The organism is Holdemanella biformis DSM 3989, assembly GCF_000156655.1.
In the GTDB taxonomy this organism is placed as follows: Bacteria; Bacillota_I; Bacilli_A; order Erysipelotrichales; family Erysipelotrichaceae; genus Holdemanella; species Holdemanella biformis.
This window is the reverse complement of the sequence record NZ_DS996842.1, coordinates 159927-177214: the sequence shown is the minus strand read 5'-3', so window position 1 is coordinate 177214 and position 17288 is coordinate 159927. Positions and strand designations below refer to the sequence as shown.

At 33.3% G+C, this 17288-nt stretch carries 18 protein-coding genes; 2 read left to right on the top strand and 16 right to left on the bottom strand.

The window, feature by feature from the left end; all coding sequences use genetic code 11:
* Window positions 1-1295, top strand: a 1295-nt coding sequence (locus tag EUBIFOR_RS05890; protein ID WP_040466247.1) for an ATP-binding protein, incomplete at its 5' end; no start/stop codon positions are given.
* A gap of 673 nt (window positions 1296-1968) precedes the next feature.
* Here the strand turns inward: EUBIFOR_RS05890 and EUBIFOR_RS05885 are convergent.
* From EUBIFOR_RS05885 to EUBIFOR_RS05860, 6 genes are all read right to left on the bottom strand, one after another.
* Window positions 1969-2220 carry a hypothetical protein gene (locus tag EUBIFOR_RS05885; RefSeq protein WP_003865052.1) on the bottom strand — a complete coding sequence of 84 codons (252 nt, stop codon included), beginning with the start codon at window positions 2218-2220 and terminating at the stop codon, window positions 1969-1971.
* A 56-nt stretch (window positions 2221-2276) separates the two neighbouring features.
* Window positions 2277-3122, bottom strand: a complete 846-nt coding sequence (locus EUBIFOR_RS13410; RefSeq protein WP_003865051.1) for a patatin-like phospholipase family protein — start codon at window positions 3120-3122, stop codon at window positions 2277-2279.
* 50 nt (window positions 3123-3172) lie between these two features.
* Window positions 3173-4084: a hypothetical protein gene (locus EUBIFOR_RS05875; RefSeq protein ID WP_003865050.1), complete on the bottom strand. Its 912-nt coding sequence runs from the start codon at window positions 4082-4084 to the stop codon at window positions 3173-3175.
* A 10-nt stretch (window positions 4085-4094) separates the two neighbouring features.
* Window positions 4095-4940, bottom strand: coding sequence for a DNA/RNA non-specific endonuclease (locus tag EUBIFOR_RS05870; protein WP_244264155.1), 846 nt, complete (start codon window positions 4938-4940; stop codon window positions 4095-4097).
* Between the two features lie 163 nt (window positions 4941-5103).
* On the bottom strand, window positions 5104-5835 hold the full coding sequence (locus EUBIFOR_RS05865; RefSeq protein ID WP_003865048.1) for a type 1 glutamine amidotransferase: 732 nt from the start codon (window positions 5833-5835) through the stop codon (window positions 5104-5106).
* Window positions 5832-7148 carry a Mur ligase family protein gene (locus EUBIFOR_RS05860; RefSeq protein WP_003865047.1) on the bottom strand — a complete coding sequence of 439 codons (1317 nt, stop codon included), beginning with the start codon at window positions 7146-7148 and terminating at the stop codon, window positions 5832-5834. Before EUBIFOR_RS05860 ends, EUBIFOR_RS05865 begins: the two co-directional genes overlap by 4 nt.
* 112 nt (window positions 7149-7260) lie before the next feature.
* Here EUBIFOR_RS05860 and purB point away from each other — a divergent pair, with 112 nt between their 5' ends.
* Window positions 7261-8691, top strand: a complete 1431-nt coding sequence (gene purB, locus EUBIFOR_RS05855; protein ID WP_040466246.1) for an adenylosuccinate lyase — start codon at window positions 7261-7263, stop codon at window positions 8689-8691.
* Window positions 8692-8718: 27 nt separating this feature from the next.
* Here the strand turns inward: purB and EUBIFOR_RS05850 are convergent, their stop codons facing one another.
* From EUBIFOR_RS05850 to dxs, 10 genes are all read right to left on the bottom strand, one after another.
* On the bottom strand, window positions 8719-9339 hold the full coding sequence (locus EUBIFOR_RS05850) for a M48 family metallopeptidase (RefSeq protein WP_003865045.1): 621 nt from the start codon (window positions 9337-9339) through the stop codon (window positions 8719-8721).
* Complete coding sequence (locus EUBIFOR_RS05845; protein ID WP_003865044.1) at window positions 9339-10172, bottom strand: Mrp/NBP35 family ATP-binding protein; 834 nt, start codon at window positions 10170-10172, stop codon at window positions 9339-9341. Before EUBIFOR_RS05845 ends, EUBIFOR_RS05850 begins: the two co-directional genes overlap by 1 nt.
* A 3-nt stretch (window positions 10173-10175) precedes the next feature.
* Window positions 10176-11078: a tyrosine-type recombinase/integrase gene (locus EUBIFOR_RS05840; RefSeq protein ID WP_003865043.1), complete on the bottom strand. Its 903-nt coding sequence runs from the start codon at window positions 11076-11078 to the stop codon at window positions 10176-10178.
* Between the two features lie 20 nt (window positions 11079-11098).
* Window positions 11099-11752 (bottom strand): tRNA1(Val) (adenine(37)-N6)-methyltransferase, encoded by a 654-nt coding sequence (locus EUBIFOR_RS05835; RefSeq protein WP_003865042.1) that lies wholly within the window; start codon window positions 11750-11752, stop codon window positions 11099-11101.
* Window positions 11749-11967: a hypothetical protein gene (locus tag EUBIFOR_RS12160; protein WP_003865041.1), complete on the bottom strand. Its 219-nt coding sequence runs from the start codon at window positions 11965-11967 to the stop codon at window positions 11749-11751. Before EUBIFOR_RS12160 ends, EUBIFOR_RS05835 begins: the two co-directional genes overlap by 4 nt.
* Entirely contained in the window at window positions 11942-12919 is a 978-nt protein-coding gene (gene dinB, locus EUBIFOR_RS05830; RefSeq protein WP_003865040.1) for a DNA polymerase IV, read from the bottom strand. The genes EUBIFOR_RS12160 and dinB overlap by 26 nt, the downstream gene beginning before the upstream one ends.
* On the bottom strand, window positions 12912-13871 hold the full coding sequence (locus EUBIFOR_RS12155; protein ID WP_050755945.1) for a DNA repair protein RecN: 960 nt from the start codon (window positions 13869-13871) through the stop codon (window positions 12912-12914). Before EUBIFOR_RS12155 ends, dinB begins: the two co-directional genes overlap by 8 nt.
* Window positions 13784-14545, bottom strand: coding sequence for an AAA family ATPase (locus tag EUBIFOR_RS12150; protein ID WP_003865038.1), 762 nt, complete (start codon window positions 14543-14545; stop codon window positions 13784-13786). The genes EUBIFOR_RS12155 and EUBIFOR_RS12150 overlap by 88 nt, the downstream gene beginning before the upstream one ends.
* A gap of 105 nt (window positions 14546-14650) precedes the next feature.
* On the bottom strand, window positions 14651-15382 hold the full coding sequence (locus EUBIFOR_RS05820) for a TlyA family RNA methyltransferase (RefSeq protein ID WP_003865037.1): 732 nt from the start codon (window positions 15380-15382) through the stop codon (window positions 14651-14653).
* Window positions 15375-17237 (bottom strand): 1-deoxy-D-xylulose-5-phosphate synthase, encoded by a 1863-nt coding sequence (dxs, locus tag EUBIFOR_RS05815; protein WP_003865036.1) that lies wholly within the window; start codon window positions 17235-17237, stop codon window positions 15375-15377. The genes EUBIFOR_RS05820 and dxs overlap by 8 nt, the downstream gene beginning before the upstream one ends.
* Window positions 17238-17288: the final 51 nt, after the last annotated feature.

Below are 17288 nucleotides of genomic sequence, written 5' to 3'. Positions count from 1 at the left end.
TTTATCGTTCCAAAAGCAGTTTGGAATTCATCAACTATGATGTAATCGTTAGCTCCTATATGCTTCGCAAATCCTATGTCTGGGACACAAATGCTATTGGCGAGTCAACTGACAAGAAACTCATCAAAATGAAGGGTAAAATCGAAGATAGTGCTCCATCTGGGTTTGCCTTGCTAGGCTATTCAGGATGCGGCAAATCATCTTCATTGAAGCAGTTGTTCGATAACATCCCACAAGTAATCATGCACCATCCAGATCCTGGAACTTCGATTCCACAGATTACATATCTGGTCGTAAGTTGTATGCCAAACAGCAACTTTTCAACCTTGTATAGACAGATTGGAGAAGCCATTGATAATGCTTTAGGAAATCCCGAACCTATCTATGAAGTCATGATTAACAAGAAGTGCAAAAGCCTTGCAGACAAGCAATTAAAAGTCTGCCAGCTTATCGAAATGTTCTCGATTGGAACTATTGTGATGGACGAAATCCAGCTTATCGACTTCAACACCAATAGAGAAAACAGCTATGAAGGTCTGTTAGGTATCGTCAACAAGACAAAGGTAGCCTTGAGTGTAGTTGGAACAGATGAAGCCTACAAGAAGCTGTTTACAATGCTTAGAAATGCACGTAGAGCAGGTGACTTCATTGACGCTTCCGCATATACGACTGACAAGGATTATTTCAACATGCTGGTGAATATGCTTTTGACTTGGCAATGGCTGGATACACCGATTCAATGGTCTAAGGAACTTTCAGACACTTTGTATGAGTGCTCAGGTGGTATCATTAACATGCTGATTTGGTTGTACAAATGGATCATGCTGGAATACATTGACAGTAAGTCCAAAGGGAAGATTGAGACCATCGACAAGAAGTTCATTGTGCGTGTTAACAACAAGCATTTCAAACAGTTGAAAGGTGCTATCGACATTGTTAATCAGGCAAGAACTGAAGAACTTGAAGATGAACGTATTCTTACGATTGCTGAGGAAGAGAAGAACAAATATCAAATGCCTGAATCCAACATCAGCAACATGGTTTATGAGAGCAAGATGATGACAAAGGTCATCGACTTGGTCCGTGAAATCTATGTAGAGTTTGACTCTGACTCAATCGGCAGAGCAACTCGAATGGTTTTAGAAGAAGATGTCAATCATCGCCTGAAGCCACATGAAGTAGCTAAACAGGTGATCGCCATTCTAAATGAGGAGCCTGTAAAGCCAAAGAGAAAGGCTACAAGAAGAACTCCTGCATCGAAGAACATCTGTGATTACATTACAGATGATAACTAACAAAGAGACTCTGTGTTTCTTTGTTTTTTTATGCTCACCAAGGCATAAGAACCTTTTACTTTGACATAGGGAATACACAACACTTTTCTATAAGAACCTTTTAGTTTGATTGCATAGAACTGTATTGATTTTCTATAAGAACTAATACTATACAAACTTATATAATACAAACTATGTCAAGTAAAATAAATTAACCTAAGTCTAATTATATAAGATATACTTATTAAGAAGATTAATATACTTATAAAAGACAAAACATTATCTTAGGTGATGCTTAGTTTAGTTAAGTAAAAACACGAAAGTTTCTTATAAGTGATGCTTAGTTTTACTTAGGTGATGCTTAGTTTCTCTGTTTCAAAAAGCAAATGAATAGGCTTCTTAAAAAGAGCAAGAACTTCGCATAATCTATCTTATGTAATATTTATAAAATTAAAAATAGAGCAGAAATTCGATAGAAATCGAATAAATCTGCTTAATATTGATATTTGACGGATTCAATGCAAGGATTGATGCTTCGTATTAGGTATTCTTTAATTCAAATTCGTGTAAATCAAGATTCTTAGTTTATGATTAAGTACAATATCTAGATTTATATTATAAATACACATTCTCTAATTTGAATTGAGACGTATAGTTGTTCATCTTTTTTGATTTCACGACAAATCACAGAGTCCTATGAATCTCTAGTTCTTACATAATATAAGGAACCTAATACAACTTCAATAATGATATATGGTACGGCCATTAAATATGCTGAATATGGATGCAGATCCGATGCTGCATACGGCATATCATCAATTTGAAGCTTGCCAGATTGAATCTCTTCAATTTTTGTTTTATACATATGAACACGATATGGACAAACCACAGCTAATACAATCATAATCATTAATAGAATGCGTCCTGGTTTTTTTAAAATATTCATTGTGATCACTCCTAAATATTTTTATAAATATATCACGATTTAATATGCGAAACACTTCACAAATATTTTTTTAAGTCCTCTAAATAATGTAATGCATCCCGTCTTCCAATATCATAAATCTCTTGTAGATGATTTGGATCTTTTTCAATCATTGCACACGCAATCGGTTTAGAAGGTCGAATCACAAACACTTTGCCTTCCCTTTCTAATTGTTCAATTTGATCCAACGTTTTATTATATACGATATATCGATTCTCTAAAGCTTTTGTAAGATTTGGATATTCTTTGAAAGCCCTCTTTAAAAGTTTGATATACTTCATTGGTTCTTTACGATACGATTTATCACGCGTTAATACTACAACTGTTTTAGTAGATCTTTCTAACATCCAATTTACAGGAATTGAATCACTCACACCACCATCTAATAACTCATAACCATCTAGTTTTACGGGTTTCGAAACAATCGGAATCGATGCAGAAGCACGAATCCATTCAATATCTGTGGCATCCCCATTCAAAATCTCATGATAAATGGGATTTCCAGTATGAATATCCGTACATACCACAGTAAATTTTAATGGGTTTTCTCTAAATGTTTTTGTATCAAACGGATCTAAAATCGTAGGTACAATGCCATACGCAAACTCCTTATTGTATAAATCGCCTGTTTTTATAAAACTTTTTAAACCAGAATATCTTGAATCTTGACAAAAACGTTTATTATAACGAAGAGCTCTACCAATCTGTTTTGACTTGATGTTACAACCAAAGGCTGCACCAGCACTAACTCCAACTACTTCATCGAAACATAAGCCATTTTCCATAAATGCATCAATGACACCACAAGTATACATACCTCGAAAGCCTCCGCCTTCAAGAACTAATCCTTTCATTTCTGACATAATCATCACCTCGAAAATTATACAACAATGTGAACTAAAAAGAAAAGGACTTATTCAAGTCCAATCTTAAATGTGTTCGATTTTCCAAAAGCCTTCGAATTCATATTGACCACAAAAGGCTTTGTACTTTTGTCCGTAAAATCAGGTGCTGCATTTTCAAAATGAAATTCAATTTCTGCGTTGATTGTCTGTTTACTATCTAAGAAATACAACATATAACCCGTTACTTTAGCCTTAAAACTTTGTGTTTTAGGTGCCATCCCATTCGTTGAAAAATCCTTTTTTTGAATATCTTCCATACTTGAAAATTCACCTTTGCCACTTAAATCAATACCCTCTAAAGTAGCACTTGGCGTAATATAAGGAACTGTAATACGGCTTTCTGTTTTATTTTCATAGCGAATTTTAACATTTTTTAATACCGTTTCATTATTCTCATATACATATTTTGCTTTTGATCCATCCACACTGATTTTCAATGCATCATCCTCAAAGAACACATATTTTTTAGCTTTCGAATCCTTTACATTTTTATCACTCGCCTTACGAATGTTAAATGCTTTAAAAGGCAAGAATTGCTTTTTCTTATTGAAAGATAAACCCAAGTTTTTCTGATCATTATTTGGAAAACCAATATATCCATAAATATACGTACTTTGTCCTTTGCTGATCGCATATGTTGGTGTCGATTGATATTTATCAATGACACTAATATCTTTTTCGTTATTATCCGTAACTGTATAATAAAGCTCTTGTGTATTAAATGGTTTCTTACCCTTGTTTTTTATACTTGCCAAATAATAATAATATGTTGAATTATCCGTTTCATTTGTTACGGTTAAAACATCCAATAATTTACAAGATACATTAGAAGTAAGATCCACATGATTTTCTGGCTTTGAACAGCCAAATAAAGATAAAGATAAAACACATATACATATTAGACTTATTATTTTTTTCATGTTAATTCTCCTATGGATTACAGTTTTTACAAGGCAAATAGCCCTGTTGAAGCAAAACATCTCTAGAATCTTTTGTTTCAATCTTATTTGAATCCTTCATTTTTTTCACACTTGAACAAGTAGGTTTATGAAACTTATGCGTATTTACATTTAAAATATACGTCATATTGTCTTCACTTGCCTTATATTCCTTTATAATACTCTCTTTCAAACGACTTGAATCGCCTGTTTTATAGTCAATTTTAATACCTGGCTGCACATTATAACAATATACATTAAAGGATATCCCCTGACCTTTATCTTCAACAGAATAAGCCTCTATTTGAACACCATTGGCAACGAGATTATCACCATCGTATATAGGTGTAACGCGATATAATACGTGATGATCGGTCTTTTTTATATAATCACACACCTCGTTTTCAAAAGGAAGCATACCCTCTACGTTCAAATACCGTGTGCCTATCATTAAATTTTTTCGATTTGCATTCTCACCTGTCAATTGATACCCAATCAAATGACAACGATTATATAAATACTTCCCATCAATTCCCTTATAACGAACGGTATGCCATCCAGCCGGCTTTACAGTACCAATACTTGTACGCTTCGTATTTGGCATTAAATCTTTAGAAATATTCGCATATGCGACTTGTGGCCGGTCTAAAGAATCCAAATTTGAATACGATTCAAAACTCTTCTTGTTCATATCACTCGAATTAAATTGAGGCTCATTATCATGAATCTCAACATAAGGCGTTCCATTATATTCTGGAATATCATCCAATTCGTAAGCAGATATTGGCGTAATCAAAGTTGAAAGAATGACAACAATTGATAAAATTAAATTTTTCATACTATTCCTCATATAATTGACATAATTAATGTCAATATAACTCATATACTAAAACCATGAAAGGAGTGAGTGTTAAAAAATATAGTACGCAATTATCGTTCGAGTCAAAAAATATAATAAACCCCTTATGTACTATGTTTTTAGATGTCTAATGACATCTTTTTTATATTTCTAATTTTTTAAACACAGCCTCACGAGCCATTGTTTCAAATTTATCTTCTAGTGGTTTTAAATCACTATATTTAAAATCTGGATTTCTTTTTTGTATTGCTTTTGAAATCACAAAATCCGCAACCTCAGGATTTTTAGGAAGTAATGGACCATGTAAATAGGTTCCTAAAATCTTTCCATCATAGAAACCTTCATAACCTGCACCAAAACTATTACCATACCCCTTAATCACCTTACCTAAAGGATGTGTTACATTTAATGTTTGACCACCATGATTTTCAAAACCAACAATACGCGTTTTTAAACCATCCAAATCGGCATCAATCACAACATTTCCAATACAACGACTACCAGCTTTACCCGTATCCGTATAATAATCATAGAACTGCAAGCCAGAAATTTTTTCATTATTCGCCGCAATATAATATTGACCAAACAATTGATATCCACCACAAATTAAAAGAACAAACGTCTTCTCATCCATTGCCTTTTTAATATTTTCTTTACGCGACAGTAAATCAGGAATCAAACTAATTTGTTCCTTATCTGCACCACCACCTAAAAATATTAAATCATATTCACTTAAATCTTTTTCTTCACCAATACCACAAGTATCCAATTCAAAAGGAATACCACGATCTAAACAACGCTTCTTTAGAACCATCATATTTCCCTTATCACCATAAAGATCCATGATATCATGATACATCCAAACTACTTTCATAGACCCATCTCCTTTTTAATCGCATTACGAGTAGGAAGCAATGCCGTATACGTTGCGATCGCATAAGTAGTACGCTTTGTAGCTAAAGCTGCTTTAATGGCAATATCTAAAGTATCTACCACACTTAAAGGTCCTTTATAACCACCATAATAGATTCTTAAAGCCATATCATTTGCACGCAGACCCGTACAAATAATTTCTTTTGTGCTATCCTTCATGATTTTTTCAAAGAAAGTGTCATAAATCCAGCTTACATCTGTACCATCTTGTTCACGATCATTTAATACAATTACGATTGTTTTATTTGAATCATCTTTTTCAATGACCTTCATGACCTCATTTGCACCCGTTGGATTTTTAACTAAGTTTAAAATACATGTTTGATCATTTGACTTAAACGTTTCATTTCTTCCTGCAGGCTGAGGCGCATGACTAAATACAGATTTTACACAATCCACAGAAATACCATAATTTTTCGCAATATTTAATACAACCGCACAATTATACATCGAATACATTCCTTCATAAGGAGATTTAAAGCTGACTTTATCACTCGTAAATGTTTCTTGATCCAAATCAATATTCTTTAGACAAACATCCATTTCTGGTGTTTTAAAATCACATTTTGAACAATGGAATTTACCAATATGCGAATATTGATAATAACTATATTCAAGCCTTGCCCCACACTTTGGACAAAATTTCCCTTCACTTGCCTCTTTTGTGGTTGTAACAGAATACTTATTCTCATCCATTCCAAAATAAGAACAAGTCGCATTTTTAGCAACTAAATTTAAACGCACAACATTTGGATCATTCGCATTTAGAATCAAACGCCCCTTATAATCTGGCAAAACCTTTTCAATCGAATCAATCAACTGTTCCATTTCACGCGCACGATCTAATTGATCACGAAAGAAGTTGTTGACCACAAAATCTGTAACCGGAATAAAAGGAAGAATGTGTCTTACATTTAATTCATCACACTCTAATACAACCGCATTGGCTTTGATTTCACCATTTAACTTACAATTTGTAAGTAATGTAGTCACAATACCCGCCTTTAAGTTATCTCCTTTACGATTCGAAATAACATTGTATCCTGCATTTTGAAATAAGTCCGTAATCATATTTGCGGTACTCGTTTTACCATTGGTACCCGTAACTAAAATGACAGGTCCATTAAATTTTAATTTCGTTAATATATTCTTATCCACCTTGCAACCAATAGATCCAGGCATAGATCCACCTCTTCCAATAAGATGAAGTCCCCAGGCACTTAGTTTTGTAGATAATATAGATAATGTTTTCATAAGTACTCCTTTTTCAGACTCTTCTATTATACAACAATTGAAGTTGAATTTAAAAATTGAAACACATATAATATTAATGTTAGGAAGAAACTAACTAGAATAGGTGGAACAAATGAACGAATATTACCAATCTCCTCTTTCACAGAGATATGCATCTAAGGAAATGCAGGCATTATTTTCAAACGACAAAAAATTTACGACATGGAGAAGACTTTGGATTGCTCTTGCAGAATCTGAAAAAGAATTAGGATTAGATATCACAGAAGAACAAATCGAAGAATTAAAAGCACACGCTTTAGATATTAACTACGATGTCGCAAAAGCTAGAGAAAAAGAAGTACGACATGACGTAATGTCACACGTATATGCATATGGAGTGCAATGTCCAAAAGCAAAAGGAATCATTCACTTAGGCGCAACAAGCTGCTACGTTGGGGATAACACAGATTTGATTATCATGCACGAAGCTTTAGAGCTTGTACAAAAGAAAATTGTCAATGTATTAGAAAAATTAGGAGAATTCGCATTAAAATACAAAGACATGCCATGTCTTGCGTTTACTCACTTCCAACCCGCTCAACCAACAACTGTAGGTAAAAGAGCTAGCTTATGGGCACAAGACTTATATATGGACTACGTTGAAATCCAACACTTATTAGACAATAAAAAACTATTAGGATGTAAAGGTACAACAGGAACACAAGCAAGCTTTATGGAATTGTTTGAAGGAGATACAGACAAAGTAAAAGCATTGGATAAAAAGATTTGTGAAAAATTAGGTTACGACCAATATTTTGCGGTAAGTGGACAAACCTATACTCGTAAATATGATACACAAGTATTACAAGTCTTAGTTCAAATCGCACAAAGTGCACACAAATTTAGTAATGATATTCGTTTATTACAACATATGAAAGAAATCGAAGAACCATTTGAAAAATCACAAATCGGTTCAAGCGCAATGGCCTACAAACGTAATCCTATGCGTTCAGAAAGAATGGCAGCACTTGCGAACTACATTATTGCTGATTCCATCAACCCTGCAATTACGGCAAGTACACAATGGTTTGAAAGAACATTGGATGATTCTGCAAACAAACGTATTTCAATAGCCGAAGCCTTCTTAGCTACAGATGGACTATTAGATCTTTACTTAAATGTAAGTGATGGTTTAGTTGTATATCCAAAAGTTGTAGAGGCAAACCTTTTAAAAGAATTACCATTCATGGCTACAGAAAACATTATGATGGATGCTGTTAAAGCCGGTGGGGATCGTCAAGAGTTACACGAATTGATTCGTCAACATTCAATGGCAGCTGGTCGTGTTGTTAAAGAAGAAGGTAAACCAAATGATTTGATTGACCGTATTGCACAAGATCCAAAATTTGGCATGACTAAAGAACAAATCCTTTCTATCATGAAACCAGAAAACTTTGTGGGTCGTTCTGTTCAACAAACAGAAGAATTCTTCAAAGACTTCATTGATCCAATTTTAGCTAAAGAAAAAGATGCATTAGGCATGCAAGCAGCTATTAACGTATAAAAAATGAGAGCTCATTTGAGCTCTTTTTTAATACAAATTTGGAATTGGATTCCTTTTATTTTCTTTTAAAACCTGTCTATAATTTGGCATCCAAGTACAAAGTAAATTATAAAAAGCTTTTGAATGATTGAAATGAAATAAATGCGCTAATTCATGAAGAATGATCGCATCCACAAATTCTAAAGGCATAAATATAAGATTCACATTGAAACAAATCTTATGTTTACTAGGTGTACAACTTCCCCACTTACTTTTATAAAAGCCATATTGTAAAGAAATATTGTGTATATGTAATTGTTCGCAAAAGAATTCAAAACGAAGATCGATATATTTCTTTGTGTTTTGTTTCAAGAACTTTTGAATCAATGTTTGATCTGGATACAAATATAAATCATCACCTTCAACATAACAAACTCTTTGATCGATATAATGTAATCTGTATTTTTTACCCAATAAAGAAATCAAGTCATTCTCTTTAGAAAGAGTATACTTACTTAATTGATTCTTGATCCAAGCCGATTGTTCTTTTACAAAATCATCAATTTCTCTTTTAGAAACATTTAAAGGAGCGCTTACACAAACCACTCCTTTGACTACACGTATTTTTATTCTTTTACAATTGGATTTTTTATGAAGTATATACTCCATTAGGCAATATCTTCTAAGATTTCATTGGCAATATCATTTAGATATGCATCTACTTTTTCTTGTTGATCCTTAGAATATGCATCATACTCATTGATATCACGAATCAAATCCAACATTGGAAGTGTTCCATATAATTTTGTACAAGTTGAATTACACAATGTTTCCACATCTTCTTTTTTATAGAATTCAATTCTTTCATGACAATTTGGACATTCTAAGTACGCCATATTTTCAATAATACCAAGCACTTTCACTTCCATCTTTTCACACATGTGACAAGCCTTTTCTACAATCATGCTCACCATTGGCTGAGGTGTAGAAACCATCACAACACCCTGCACTGGAATTGACTGCATAATTGTTAGGGCAACATCACCAGTTCCTGGAGGCATATCAATCAATAAAACATCTAAATCACCCCATACAACATCTGTATAGAATTGTTTTACAACACCACCAATAACAGGACCACGCCAAATCACAGGATCCGATTCAGATTGAACTAAAAAGTTTAAAGACATGACTTTAATGCCTTCTTTGGATTCGACTGGGATCAATTGTTGCTTTTCATTTCCGAACGCATGTTGATTTGACAAAGCTAAAAGTCTAGGAATACTAGGACCCGTAATATCCGCATCCATAATACCAACTTTTAAGCCTTTTTTAGCCATAGCCTTAGCTAACATAACCGTAACAGTAGATTTACCAACTCCACCCTTACCAGACATTACAGTGATAATATTTTTAATGTGGTTATCTGGATTGGATTGAATTCCACATGTTTCACTGCTCTTACCACATTTTCCTTGAGAAGGACAACCTTCACATGACATATACTATTCCTCCTTTGATTTTTCTATTTTTTGAAAACAACGATCATAAACACTCGATAAACGCTTATCTTGAATATGCGTATAGATTTGCGTTGTAGAAATATTGGAATGCCCTAAAAGCTCTTGAACAATTCTTAAATCGGCATCTCCATCTAATAAATGCGTCGCAAACGAATGCCTGAAACTATGTGCAGATATTTTTGGATTTAAATTTAATTCATTCACTTTTTGTTTAATCATCAAGTGAACATATTGCCTTGTACAAATATGGCCTAACCGATTCACAAAAAAATACGAAACATTCTTTACATCCCAAACGAAGCGAATGGAATCTAAATAATATTTCATCTGTGAAACACAATAAGAAGATATCGGAATGATTCTTTCCTTATCTCCTTTGCCTTTGACTTTTAAGATTTGCTCTGTCAAATGCACATCATTTAGCTTTAAATCACAAAGCTCACTAACACGCAAACCACAAGAATATAATACAACTAAGATTGTTTTATTATATTGGTCGATCTCATTGTCTTGAAAAGATGAAAAAACTTTTTTTACTTCATCCACACTTAAATAAACAGGCAGATGCTTAGATGATTTCATCCCATGAATTAATAAAGATACATCTTTGATTTCAGGATGCATAGTTGATATCTGCAAATGAAAAGAATGAATACTCGCAATCATGCGATTCAGACTTGACGCAACATGATCCTCGGCATAAAAATCCAAAAACGCCTCAATATCTAAAACAGAAATATTTTCACACTTAGAAATCTTTCGATCCTTTAAAAAATCTAAGTAAACATCGATATCATGTAGATACGATTGTACAGTTTTCTTTGATTTCCGTTGCACAACACTCAAATATAAATGATAATCCTCGAATGCATCTTTTAATTCCATAAAACTATTATAACACAAAATTAAATATATATAGGTTCTAATACATTCATATCGCAATTCGACTCTTTGATTGCCTCAATCAATACAGATTTTACCTTATGATCACGATGATCATACGCAAACCTCAAATTACGAATACTAAAGTTATTGTCATATAGAACTTTATTGATCTCATTTAAACGATTGGGACGATGCACCATATAAAAACGGCCATAACTTTTCAATAAACGATTCGCATGAAATACCAATTGTTCTAATGTTAAATTTTCTTCCATTCTTCCCAAATGACGAAAATTTAAATGTTCCGGCTTTTGATTGGCATTCATTTTAAAATAAGGAGGATTGCTAACAACGACATCAAATAAATCATCTACATATTCTTGAATTGGTTGATTTACAATTTTTACTGGATGCTTAATAAAACAATCCGCATTCTTTTGAGCTACTTTACTCGTTTCTTCTAATACTTCAACACCCACTAGCTCTTTTATATGAAACTGATCAAAGTACACCAACAAAGCACCATTGTTTGTACCAATATCGAGAATACGTTCTTGTTTTTTTAAACGAACAAACTGCGCCAATAATTTCGTATCCGTATTAAAGCGAAAATGTTCACTATCTTGATATAACTTTAAATCTTCATGAATAAAATAATCCAACGTTAAACTCAATTTGACCCCTCCTTCTTCAATAAATCACTTGCTTTTATAAAACATTTACTATCCATTTTCGCATTTAAACGATTTAATATGAAATCTGTATTTTCTTGCGGTACTTCAAACAAATCCACCTGCTCTACAATTTGTTTGGCATCCTTTAAAGAACCAACATGAACACCAATATAACGATATCCAATCGGCTCAAAATAAGCTTCTAATAGCTGCATACAAGCCCCATAAATCATTGGATAATGTATTTGAATATGTACTCAAATTCATACTGTGACACACATTATGAAAAGCAGTATCTCTTAATGTTAAAGTGACAAGTCTTCCTTTTTGATTTTCACGCTGCATTTTATGCGTCAATTCATTTATAATGATTTGAAGATTACTACTCACCTCATCAATGGAATATAAATCATTGGTATAGGTTCTAGATATCGAAATACTCTTTTGTGTTGTTGAATAACACAAAGCTGCACTTGAATTACCACGAGCTTTCTGAATCAGAGAATAACTCGATTTACCTAATTTACGTAAGATTTTTTGTTCGTTTTTTTCATCCGCAAAATCACCAATCGTATAGATTCCCATCTCATTTAAAACGAGAACACTCTTTTTTCCAATACCATGCATCTCGTTGATTTTTAAAGGCCATAACTTCGTTGAAAGTTCCGATTTTCTAAGTACTGTGATTCCTTTGGGCTTGCGCATATCACTCGCCATTTTCGCAAGAAAACGATTGGGTGCTACACCAATCGAACAATTCAAATGACATTTTTCATATACTCCATTTTGAATTTCAAACACAAGATCTAAAGGCCTTTTATAACGCTTGATAATATCGGTAACATCCATATAACACTCATCAATACTTGCTGGTTCAATTTGATGGGTAAATGTCTTTAAACACGCAAAAAACTGTGCGGACATCGAACGATAATATCCATAATCACCTTGGATCAATACTAAGTCTGGACAAAGACGCAAAGCCTCATAAACTGGCATTGCACTATGCACACCATATTTTCTTGCTTCATAATTGGCAGTCGAAATCACGCCGCGCTTTGAAGTCGATCCTACCGCAACTGGAAATTCCTTTAAATCCGGATTCTTTATTTCTTCACAACTCGCAAAAAAAGCATTTAAATCAATATGTAAAATCACTCTAGCCATGAATCTTCACCCATAGATCTTGCATAGATTCTTTTGCCTTTACACTCGCTTCACCACTTGTCATGACAGCTAACTCTTGAATCGTTTGGTCATGATCTAGTTTTTGAACACGCGTGATTGTTTCATTAAAAGTCGATTTTTTACTTACTAAATAATGCGTGTTAGCCATTACGGCAACACTTGCTAAATGCGTAATACATAATACTTGATACTTATTGGATAAAGCCTTCATTTTAGCCCCCATTGCCAAAGCTACTTTACCACTGACACCTGTATCAATTTCATCAAAAATAATGGTTTCAATTCCATTAGATGCCTGAAATACAACCTTTAATGCCAACATCAAACGAGAGAGTTCACCACCACTTGCAGATACACTTAAACTTGAAAAATCCTGGCCTGGATTCATTGACACTAAAAATTCAATTTCATCAATACCATTTGAAGACGGCTTTTTTTCGGTACAAGAAATCTTAAAACGAGCATTTTCTAACATCAAATCTTTACAATGCTCCATCACCTTTGATTCAAGTAAAGAAAAGACAGCTTTTCTTTTAACAGACAATTCATTTGCCAATTTCATATAAGCCGCAAAGGATTCTTCTTTTTCTTTTTCCAACTTATCAAATACATCCTGACGATGAATGATTCGATCAATTTTATCCATGATATTCTTTTTAGATTCCATTAAAGACATGTAGGAACCACCATACTTACGATACAATTTCTTGATTAAATATTGACGATTTTGAAGACTATCCAAATCTAAAGCGTCATTTGAATGTGTATCACGAATATGCTTAAGTTCTTCATCTACACTTTGTAAAGAATAATATAAATTTTTAAATGTTTCTTCATATGCATTTAGTATTGATGATTTTGAAGCTTGTTTATATAACGTATACAAAGAATCCAACGCACCATTTTCTTTATCCATCTCATATAAACACATAGAAAGATCTTCTTATTTTTAAACCAGTTTGAAGCTTCATGAATCTGTTCGTTCAACATCTCCAATTCATCTTCTTGTATATTCGCATTTTCAATTTCATCTAGCTGTGCAGTTAAAAACTCCAATTCCGAATCTGAAAATTCTTCATTTTTTAATGTTTCTAATTCATTTAAAACATTTGAATATGAAAAATAAGCCTCTTTTACAGATGATTTTAAATCCTCTACCTTGGCATAACTATCCAATAATTCCATTTGAAGTTTTGTATCCATTAAACGATATGTATCCATTTGCGAATGAACATCCACTAATAAATTGACGATTTTACGAACAAAAGAAAGAGTTGTGATCTGTTGATTGATCCGTACAGTACTTTTATTATTATTCAAAATTGTACGCGAAATAATCACTTGATCATCCACTTCAAATCCATTTTCATCTAAAATCGAATTCACTTTTTCATTCGAAGTTAAAACCATAGATAATATGGCCTTATCTTTTCCATTACGAATCACATTGGATTTAATGCGATCCCCACTCAAATATCCAATCGCATCAATCAATAACGATTTACCGGCACCTGTTTCACCCGTAATCACACTCATTCCATTTGTAAAATCTATGATACAAGATTCGAATAATACATAATCTTTTACTGACAATTGTTCAATCACAAAACCACCTCAAGTCTACTTATTATTTTAACTTAAATTCAAAGGAAAATAAATGATTATCATCACGGGTGAAGCTGTAAATAAAAAAATAAGAATATCTTCACATTAAGATATTCTTAAATCTTTAGCATATACCATATATTCTTGATTGCCACTTCTTCCTTCTAGAATACTTGGCATGGCTTCAACGCTTTTATAATATTGAAATAAAAATGCTTTTACATCTTCTACAATCTGTAAGGCAAGCTTCGAATTTATTAGAACACCATGCTTATTCAAAGCAGCAGGCCCACATTCAAATTGAGGCTTTACCAAAATCGCAATATGAGATATGGATAATACATGCAATACATGTTTTAAAATGGTCTTACAAGATATAAAACTTACATCCATACACATAAAATCTATGGGTTCATCAAACCAGTCAGGCACAATTTCTCTTGCGTTATGCCCTTCCATTTTTACAACACGACAATCTTGGTCTAATTCTTTTGCGAGTTGTAAATGACCAACATCAAGCGCATATACTTTTTTAGCGCCATAACGAAGACAAACATCTGTAAAACCACCTGTACTTGCTCCAATATCCAGTACAACTTGATTTGAAATATCGACATTGTATTTGTCAAGACAACCCTTTAATTTAAAAGCACCACGCGACACAAATTCATCCTGGGTATGTGTTACGACAATATCATCTTCATCACTCACTAAATAACTAGCTTTCGTGATTACTTTCCCATTGACACTGATTTTCCCTTCTTTAATCATATCCTGTGCTTTTGCACGGCTAGATATCGTTTTAAGTAAAGCTTTATCTAATCGTATCTTATCCATGTTTTTCTAATTCCTCAAATAAACATTCGGTGCTAATACCTTCTTGAATACGCAAAGAACGAATCGAACCATGACATACATAGTGATCCTCAATACCTATTATATGAATCTTTTCATCAAGTGTATTTATATATTCTAAAATAGCACTTGAAAGTCCTCCAATTTTAACATCTGTTTCATAAACTGTAATCGAAAGATCCATCTTTAATAAATCTTTCATCATAACTTCATCTATAGGCTTGAAGAAACGTGCATTGACAACCAATAAACCCATTTTATTTTCTCTTGCCTTATTGATCACATGATCAACGTCTGGACCATACGTAATCACAATTTGTGTTGGAGTTCCAACTACAAATTTTTCCCATGAACCAATCGGAATCAATGAATACGATTTATTTTTGGCATACAACGCATTTCCTCTAGGATAACGAATACAGAATGGTTTTTTCGATTCAAAAGCTGTATAAATCATATTTTGAGCTTCTTTAGCATCTTTTGGTTGTGACAAAATCAAATTCGGAACACTTCTAAGCATCGCAATATCAAATACACCTTGATGGGTTTCACCATCATCTCCAACTAAACCACAACGATCGATTCCAATCACAACGCCAACATTCATTCTAGCCATATCATGATTGACTTGATCATAAGCTCTTTGAAGGAAAGAAGAATAAATACTGACAAATGGTTTTAAACCACCTAGTGCCATTGCACAAGCCATTGTTACGGCATGTTGTTCTGCAATACCACAATCAAAGAAACGATCTGGAAAATGTTTTTGAAATTCTAACAACTTACTTCCCTGCGCCATAGCCGGTGTAATCGCAACAATCGTTTTATCTTTTTCGGCAAGATCCATGACCGTATTAGAAATAACTTGGGACCAAGAAATTTCATTTGGAGGAAGAAGACTTAAGGATTTACCTGTAGCCACATCAAAAGGACTTACACCATGCCATTTTCCAACTTTATCTTGCTGTGCATATTTATAACCCTTACCCTTTTGTGTTAATACATGAACTACAATAGGACCATCATGTTCTTTGGCAGCTTCAAATACCTTAATTAAACTTTGAATATCATGACCATCAACAGGCCCCATATAATTTAAATTAAACTCTTTAAATAAAGGTGCATCAATCACTCCGTCTTTGATTTTGTCTCTAAAATGAGACAGTGTGCTTAATACATTACTACCTAATTTATTCGATTTTAAGTTATTCTTTACATCATGTTTTAAATCAATATATAAATGTGAAGCACGAATATCCGTTATACGTTTTTCAACTCCGCTATAATTCTTAGAAATTGACATATTATTATCATTAAATATAATGACCATCTTTTTTTGTTTAGAACCAATATCATTTAATGCTTCAAGTGCCATTCCACCTGTTAATGAACCATCTCCAATAAGGGCAATGACATTATAATCCTCCTGTTTTAGATCGCGTGCAATCGCATAGCCGAGTGCTGCCGATAAAGAGGTTGAAGAATGCCCAGCTTCCCAACAATCATATTTACTTTCACTACGCTTTTGGTAACCTGAAAGACCACCTTTTTTGCGTAATGTCGCAAATTGTGTGGATCTTCCTGTTAATATTTTATGTGTGTAACATTGATGTCCAACATCAAAAATCATTTTATCTTTAGGTGAATCAAAGACATAGTGCATAGCCACTGTGACTTCAACAATGCCTAAGTTACTTGATAAATGACCACCTGTTTTTGAGATTGAATCAATTAAAAAAGCTCGAATATCACTACACAATTGTGTAAGTTCATCGATTGTCAAATCCTTGATTTGACGTGGTGATTCAATATCATACACTTGACTAATCTTTCTCATTTTATAACCCTCGTTAAAAAAACTAGTCCGCTAAAGACTAGTTTTAGCTAT